Annotated in this window: 8 protein-coding genes and 1 rRNA gene (1 of these 9 only partly in view); 1 reads left to right on the top strand and 8 read right to left on the bottom strand. The window is 48.5% G+C overall.

The window, feature by feature from the left end; genetic code table 11:
• The 8 genes from JMG82_RS09760 to metK all read right to left on the bottom strand — a co-directional run.
• Positions 1-612, bottom strand: a 16S ribosomal RNA gene (locus JMG82_RS09760); it reaches 916 nt to the left of the window's first position.
• A 276-nt stretch (positions 613-888) separates the two neighbouring features.
• On the bottom strand, positions 889-1,890 hold the full coding sequence (locus JMG82_RS09755) for a beta-ketoacyl-ACP synthase III (protein WP_201352554.1): 1,002 nt from the start codon (positions 1,888-1,890) through the stop codon (positions 889-891).
• Positions 1,891-1,914: 24 nt separating this feature from the next.
• Entirely contained in the window at positions 1,915-2,907 is a 993-nt protein-coding gene (plsX, locus tag JMG82_RS09750; RefSeq protein ID WP_201352553.1) for a phosphate acyltransferase PlsX, read from the bottom strand.
• Positions 2,908-3,060, bottom strand: coding sequence for a 50S ribosomal protein L32 (rpmF, locus tag JMG82_RS09745; RefSeq protein WP_201352552.1), 153 nt, complete (start codon positions 3,058-3,060; stop codon positions 2,908-2,910). It lies immediately after the preceding gene.
• A gap of 21 nt (positions 3,061-3,081) precedes the next feature.
• The gene (locus JMG82_RS09740; protein ID WP_201352551.1) at positions 3,082-3,453 is read right to left on the bottom strand and encodes a YceD family protein; all 372 of its coding nucleotides are present in this window, start codon (positions 3,451-3,453) and stop codon (positions 3,082-3,084) included.
• 10 nt (positions 3,454-3,463) lie between these two features.
• Entirely contained in the window at positions 3,464-3,877 is a 414-nt protein-coding gene (gene ndk / locus JMG82_RS09735) for a nucleoside-diphosphate kinase (protein WP_201352550.1), read from the bottom strand.
• 116 nt (positions 3,878-3,993) lie between these two features.
• Positions 3,994-4,278: a 4Fe-4S dicluster domain-containing protein gene (locus JMG82_RS09730; RefSeq protein ID WP_201352549.1), complete on the bottom strand. Its 285-nt coding sequence runs from the start codon at positions 4,276-4,278 to the stop codon at positions 3,994-3,996.
• A gap of 138 nt (positions 4,279-4,416) precedes the next feature.
• Positions 4,417-5,574: a methionine adenosyltransferase gene (metK, locus tag JMG82_RS09725; RefSeq protein WP_283242313.1), complete on the bottom strand. Its 1,158-nt coding sequence runs from the start codon at positions 5,572-5,574 to the stop codon at positions 4,417-4,419.
• 161 nt (positions 5,575-5,735) lie between these two features.
• Between metK and JMG82_RS09720 the strand changes: the two genes are divergently transcribed.
• A complete protein-coding gene (locus JMG82_RS09720) occupies positions 5,736-6,332 on the top strand; it encodes a peroxiredoxin (protein ID WP_201352548.1) in 597 nt (198 codons plus the stop codon).
• Positions 6,333-6,373 lie beyond the last annotated feature (41 nt).

Genomic DNA, 6,373 nt, shown 5'->3' with positions numbered 1-6,373 from the left:
GTTGAGCCGTGGGCTTTCACATCTGACTTATCCGGCCGCCTACGCGTCCTTTACGCCCAGTGATTCCGAGTAACGCTTGCACCCTCCGTATTACCGCGGCTGCTGGCACGGAGTTAGCCGGTGCTTATTCCTGTCATACCGTCATCATCTTCCGACAGAAAAGGAGTTTACACTCCGAAGAGCGTCATCCTCCACGCGGCGTTGCTGCATCAGGGTTTCCCCCATTGTGCAATATTCCCCACTGCTGCCTCCCGTAGGAGTCTGGACCGTGTCTCAGTTCCAGTGTGGCTGATCATCCTCTCAGACCAGCTACGCGTCATCGCCTTGGTAGGCCGTTACCCTACCAACTAGCTGATACGATACAGGCCAATCCCTTAGCGGAATACACCGTTTCCCTATACAACTTGTGTCATACAGGAATATGAGGTATTAGCGGCCGTTTCCAGCCGTTATCCCTCTCTAAGGGGCATGTTACCTATACATTACTCACCCGTGCGCCACTTAGCTGACATCCGAATCCCCCGAAGGTTCATCGGACCGTTCTCGTTCGACTTGCATGTGTTAAGCACGCCGCCAGCGTTCACTCTGAGCCAGGATCAAACTCTCCATAATATATGAAGTGTCAGTCCCTGTCGACTAACTGACCGTTTTTACTAAAAAACGGCCAAAAATAATCACTCAAAGGTTGTTACTTATCTCTTACTCGGTTGTCAAAGATCTCGTCGTCTTTCCGACTCCTGCAAACTCGCCTCTGAGATCACTCGACCCGTCGGCTTCCTCTGTTTGCGGACGGGAATTATAGCAGGTAGCTCCCCCCTTGTCAAGTGATCTGGGGGAAAAATTGGAAAATTTTTGAAAAAAGAGAAAAGGTGCTGTGCACCTTGGATTTTACTTGAATGATTTGCCGGCAAAAGGGAGTAAAGCACTTCCCCATGTCAGTCCGCCCCCGAATGCATCAAGGAGCATGGTATCTCCCTGGCGTAGACGTCCGCTTTCCCAGATATCGTTCATCGCCATCGGTATAGAGGCAGAAGAGGTATTGCCATATTTATGGACGGTGAGCACTACCTGCTCTTCCTTCATTTTAAGCGCATCGCCGACTGCTTTGATAATACGATAGTTGGCCTGATGGGGTATGAAATGTTTGATGTCCGAAGCCTTCATTTCATTGTCGTTAAGAATGTTGACCACATCGCTAGTCAGAGTTCGTACAGCGATTTTGAAGGTTTCGTTCCCTTTCATTTTCATCGTGCAAAGTTTCTCTTCAAGAACCTGCTCGGAACAGGGCTTTTTTACACCACAACCGGGGGTCATCAAAAGATCGCCGTAATTGCCGTCGGCGGAAATATGAATATCTGTGATGGCTTCCGCTTTTTTGCGTGTGGCGCCCACAACGGCCGCACCCGCACCGTCACCAAAAAGCACACACGTGGTCCGGTCGCTGTAGTCAACGATTGCACTCAGTTTCTCGGCACCGATAATCAATACATTTTTTTTCATTCCCGATTCTATAAAGGCTTTGGCGACGGCCAGGGCGTAAATAAAACCGGTACATGCTGCAGAAATATCGAATGCGGTTACATTCACGCGTCCCAGTTTCGCAGCAATCATACAGGCAGTCGAAGGCATACAAAGGTAGTCGGGAGAGATCGTTGCACAAACGATCATATCGATATCGTCAATCTTCAACCCTGCCCGATGTATGGCGATCTTGGCCGCTTCAACTCCCATATCGCTGGTAGACTCGTTTTCCGAAGCGATATGCCGCTCTTTGATTCCGGTCCGTTTGGTAATCCACTCATCCGATGTTTCGACCATCGTTTCAAAATCTTGATTGGTCAGAACTTTCTTCGGCACATAGGCACCGATCGATTTCAAAGCAGCATACATCGTTTACCTTTTTTACTGTTCGGCTTAATTGTTCAATGTTTCAAGACGCGTGCGTATCGCTTCGTTGACGTTCGACTCTACGAATCGTATGGCTTGGAACATCGCATTTTTGATCGCTTTCGGATTGCTTTTGCCATGACTTATAATCGTACAGGCCTTGACTCCCAACAGGGGCGCTCCGCCGTATTCAGCATAATCGATCTGTTTTTTGAGTCTGCGAAAAACGCGTTTCATCAACAACGCTCCCGCGATTGAAACAGGCGACCGCTTGATTTCGGACTTGAGATAATAGCTGATGGTCTCTGCCACTCCCTCGCTTGTCTTCAACAAAACGTTACCGACAAAACCGTCACAGACCACGACATCCACAGCACCGTTGAAGATGTCACCACCTTCCACATTCCCGACGAAGCTCTCAAGCTGACTGATAAGCGGATAGGCTTCCTTGGTGACTTCATTGCCTTTCGTTGCCTCTTCGCCATTGGAGAGAAGTCCGACTTTTGTATAAGTACAACCCAGCACTTTGCTGGCATAGGCATCCCCCATGACCGCAAACTGAAAGAGATTGTTGGCATCACAGTCGACATTGGCTCCGACATCAAGAACAACGGTCTGTTTGCCTTTGACCTGGGTGGGCATGAAGGTGGCGATTGCCGGTCGAGAAATCCCTTTGATGCGACCGATTCTCAATGTTGCGAGGCTCATGGTCGCTCCGCTGTGCCCCGCAGAAACTACCGCGTCCGCTTTGCCCTGCCTTACAAGATCAACGGCCACGAATATGGAAGAGTTTCTTCTTTTCAAAGCGTCGGTTGCATGCTCATCCATCGCTATTACATCATCGCAATGGACAATTTCGACTCTGTTTTTGAATTTCTTGGGGATGAGAGGGTAGATTTTGTTTTTATCGCCTACAAATATGGGAAGAAATTTTTTCTGTTTAAGGGCAAATATGGCTCCTTCCACAATTGGGTAGTGACCAAAATCACCACCCATTGCGTCAACGGCGATTCGGACCATTTACGCTTTGTATTCACCTGTGAATTTGTTCATTCGGTGAGGCATTCGCCACGTACCGTCGGCATCTTTGACCGGCCGGGCGAGTGTTACTTTGTAATGAGTTCTGCGTTTTGCTGCACGTGTTTTACTGTTGCGTCTTTTTGGTACTGCCATAATTACTCTCCTTGCGTGGTTTCAAAATTCCATTTCAAAATCATTGGTACCTTCACACTGAGGGCACAAATGATACTCACTCTGTATCGAAGCGATTTCACTTTCACAAATCATATCGAAATCGACAATTCCGTCCGGACATTCTATCACATCGAGAGATTCATCTACCTTAAGTGGTCTGTCAACCACTTCGACATGAAAGGGTTCCGAGATATGTTTTGAAAACGCTTCACCACATCGGTCACACATAAGACCGATATCGCCTTCGACCGTTCCGTCCACCGTAACGGCGTGTTTCCCGCTGCGCCAAAATTCACCACTGCAGAGAAGTCCCTCTTTCCTGATGGAAAAAGGATTTCTGTTTTCATGAATTTTTCGAAGCAGGATTTTCATACGAATCGTCTCAGTAGATCTCTCTTTGGGCAAAAAAGAAAGCGATTTCTGTTTTTGCGTTTTCAAGACTGTCGCTGCCATGTACTGCATTGGCATCGATGCTTTCGGCAAAGTCAGCACGAATCGTTCCGGGAGCCGCTTCTTTCGGGTTGGTTGCACCCATCAATTCCCGGTTTTTCGCTACGGCATTTTCTCCTTCGAGTACCATAACGACAACCGGGCCGCTTGTCATAAACTCGACCAGTTCGCCAAAGAAAGGGCGTTCTTTGTGGACAGCGTAAAACTCGCCGGCATCCTGGGCACTGAGCTGCACTTTTTTCATGGCAGCGATACGAAGACCGTTGCTTTCGAAACGATCGATAATTTTACCGATGACATTTTTTTTGACAGCATCGGGTTTGATGATAGAAAGCGTTCGTTCCATGAGAAGATCTCCAAATTATTAAAATGGGTGGAATTATACTGAAACGATGTTTAAGATTAATTAAAAGAAAGAAGTAGTTGGAGGATGGAGGGGGACCCCCTCCCTTGATTTAAATATTATTCGACAACCGGCTGATGCTCGGTGCGCGCTTCTTCGGAAACATCATCGCGGCAGGTTGCACCCTCTGCACAGACATCCCAGCAGATACAACCTTCTGTCGGGCATGCTGTTGCACATGCGGGTTCGTCGTGGTACCCTACACACTCGACGCATTTGTCAGGATAGACATAATAAATCTCTTCTCCTGTCGGATTATCTTCGTCATCAACAATCGCTTCGACCGGACACTCGTCGATACACGCTCCACAGTTAATACAGGTATCTGTAATAATAACAGCCATTTCAAGCTCCTTTGCAATTTAATCATCCGTACTATAACACAACATTTTTAAAAAGTATTTAAATGGGACCGTCTCCAAAAAATCCCTGCATAGGGAACAAAACAGATGCCGATATCCGACAGACAGTTCCCGATTCTTTCAGAGTCCAAGACTCTTTCGAATCGCTTCGGCCTTATCCGTTTTTTCCCATGAAAATTCGGGAAGTTCCCGTCCGAAGTGCCCGTATGCAGCTGTTTTCCTGTAAATTGGACGCAAAAGATCAAGTGTCTCAATGATCCCTTTGGGTGTAAGGTCGAATAGCTCGTAGATGCACGATTCGATCTTCTCCTCGACCACTTTCCCTGTTCCGTGTGTATCGATCATGATCGATACCGGTTCAACCACTCCGATGGCATAGGCAATCTGGATCGTCACCTTTTCACAGGCGCCGGCAGCCACAAGGTTCTTGGCCACATAGCGAGCTGCATAGGCGCCGCTTCGATCGACTTTCGTCGGATCTTTTCCGCTGAATGCTCCGCCGCCATGGGGACAGCTTCCCCCGTAGGTATCGACGATGATTTTACGCCCTGTCAAGCCGGCATCCCCCTGGGGACCCCCGATCACGAAACGCCCCGTCGGATTGATATGATAGACAATCTCATCATCGATCAGTTCTTCAGGTATTACATTGTATATAAGCTCTTCGATAATCGCATTTTTCAGTTTTTCGTGGGAAACATCCGGATCATGTTGTGTGGAGACGACGATCGTTTTAACCTTGTGCGGTTTGCCGTCGACATATTCCACAGTCACCTGGGCTTTGCCATCCGGCCTGAGAAAAGGAAGGGTTCCGTCTTTTCTGCTTTTCGCCAGTCCTTCCGTCAAACGATGCGCCAGATAGATGGGCAGCGGCATCAGGGCAGGGGTCTCCTTGCAGGCATACCCGAACATCAGCCCCTGATCACCCGCTCCGATCGCTCCTCCGGCCAGATCGACGCCCTGATTGATATCGGGCGATTGTTCCCCGATTCCGTTGAGGACCCCGGCGGACCGGTAATCGAACCCATAGAGGGCATCGGTATAGCCGATCTCCCTAATCACTTCTCTGGCAATATCCTGCATCGGTGCGTAGGTGACAGTTTTGAGTTCCCCGGCAATGACACAGAAACCGTTTGAGAGGAGCGTTTCGCAGGCGACACGGGCGTTTGGATCACGCTCGATAATATAGTCGAGAATCGCATCGCTGATCTGATCCGCCATTTTGTCCGGATGCCCCTCCGTGACCGATTCCGAGGTAAAAAGATAACTTCTTGGCACAACCATCCTTTTTCGTTGTTTCATGATTTTTGGAGATTATAGATTGCGTTGGATTATATCGAAATGTTTGTAAAAGATTAATCCATTCCTATAATATAGTATTGACAAGAGTCTGTGTTATAATTTTTCCGTCAATAAAACTTATAAACAAAGGAGACGCAATGCTCGTAACGAAAAAAGCTCCCGATTTCACTGCCAATGCAGTACTCGGAAACAATGAAATTGTCGACAATTTCAATCTCTATGAAAACTTCGGTGAAAAAGGCACCGTTCTTTTCTTCTATCCTCTGGACTTCACTTTTGTCTGTCCTTCCGAAATCATCGCCTTCGACCATCGGCTGGATGAGTTCACAAGCCGCGGTGTCAACGTTATCGGATGTTCCATCGATAGCCATTTCACACACCTTGCATGGAAAAACACACCGGTGGAAGAGGGCGGTATCGGCCAGGTGCGCTATCCGCTCGTGGCAGACCTCACCAAGCAGATTGCGGCCGATTACGACGTCCTGCTCGACGATGGCATCGCCCTGCGGGGATCTTTCCTGATCGACACCGACGGAACAATCCGCCACGCGGTCATCAACGACCTTCCTCTGGGCCGAAACATTGACGAAATGCTCCGTATGATCGATGCAATGCACTTTACCAACGAGTACGGTGAAGTCTGTCCGGCAGGATGGCACAAAGGGGAAGAAGGCATGAAAGCCAACCCGGAAGGCGTTGCGGAATATCTCGCAAAACACGCCGAAGAACTGTAACGATCAACCGCCTTCCGGCGGCTGATCGTCATGAAAAACAT

The organism is Hydrogenimonas urashimensis (assembly GCF_016593255.1).
GTDB classification, from domain to species: domain Bacteria; phylum Campylobacterota; class Campylobacteria; order Campylobacterales; family Hydrogenimonadaceae; genus Hydrogenimonas; species Hydrogenimonas urashimensis.
The sequence above is the reverse complement of the archived record's forward strand: the minus strand, read 5'-3'. Positions and strand labels throughout refer to the sequence as shown.

Excerpts from the sequence above, each read along its gene's own strand:
- ndk (WP_201352550.1), bottom strand. The coding sequence starts at position 3,877 with ATGGAACGAACGCTTTCTATCATCAAACCCGATGCTGTCAAAAAAAAT.
- JMG82_RS09755 (WP_201352554.1), bottom strand. The coding sequence starts at position 1,890 with ATGTATGCTGCTTTGAAATCGATCGGTGCCTATGTGCCGAAGAAAGTT.
- JMG82_RS09740 (WP_201352551.1), bottom strand. The coding sequence starts at position 3,453 with ATGAAAATCCTGCTTCGAAAAATTCATGAAAACAGAAATCCTTTTTCC.
- JMG82_RS09720 (WP_201352548.1), top strand. The coding sequence starts at position 5,736 with ATGCTCGTAACGAAAAAAGCTCCCGATTTCACTGCCAATGCAGTACTC.
- plsX (WP_201352553.1), bottom strand. The coding sequence starts at position 2,907 with ATGGTCCGAATCGCCGTTGACGCAATGGGTGGTGATTTTGGTCACTAC.
- JMG82_RS09730 (WP_201352549.1), bottom strand. The coding sequence starts at position 4,278 with ATGGCTGTTATTATTACAGATACCTGTATTAACTGTGGAGCGTGTATC.
- rpmF (WP_201352552.1), bottom strand. The coding sequence starts at position 3,060 with ATGGCAGTACCAAAAAGACGCAACAGTAAAACACGTGCAGCAAAACGC.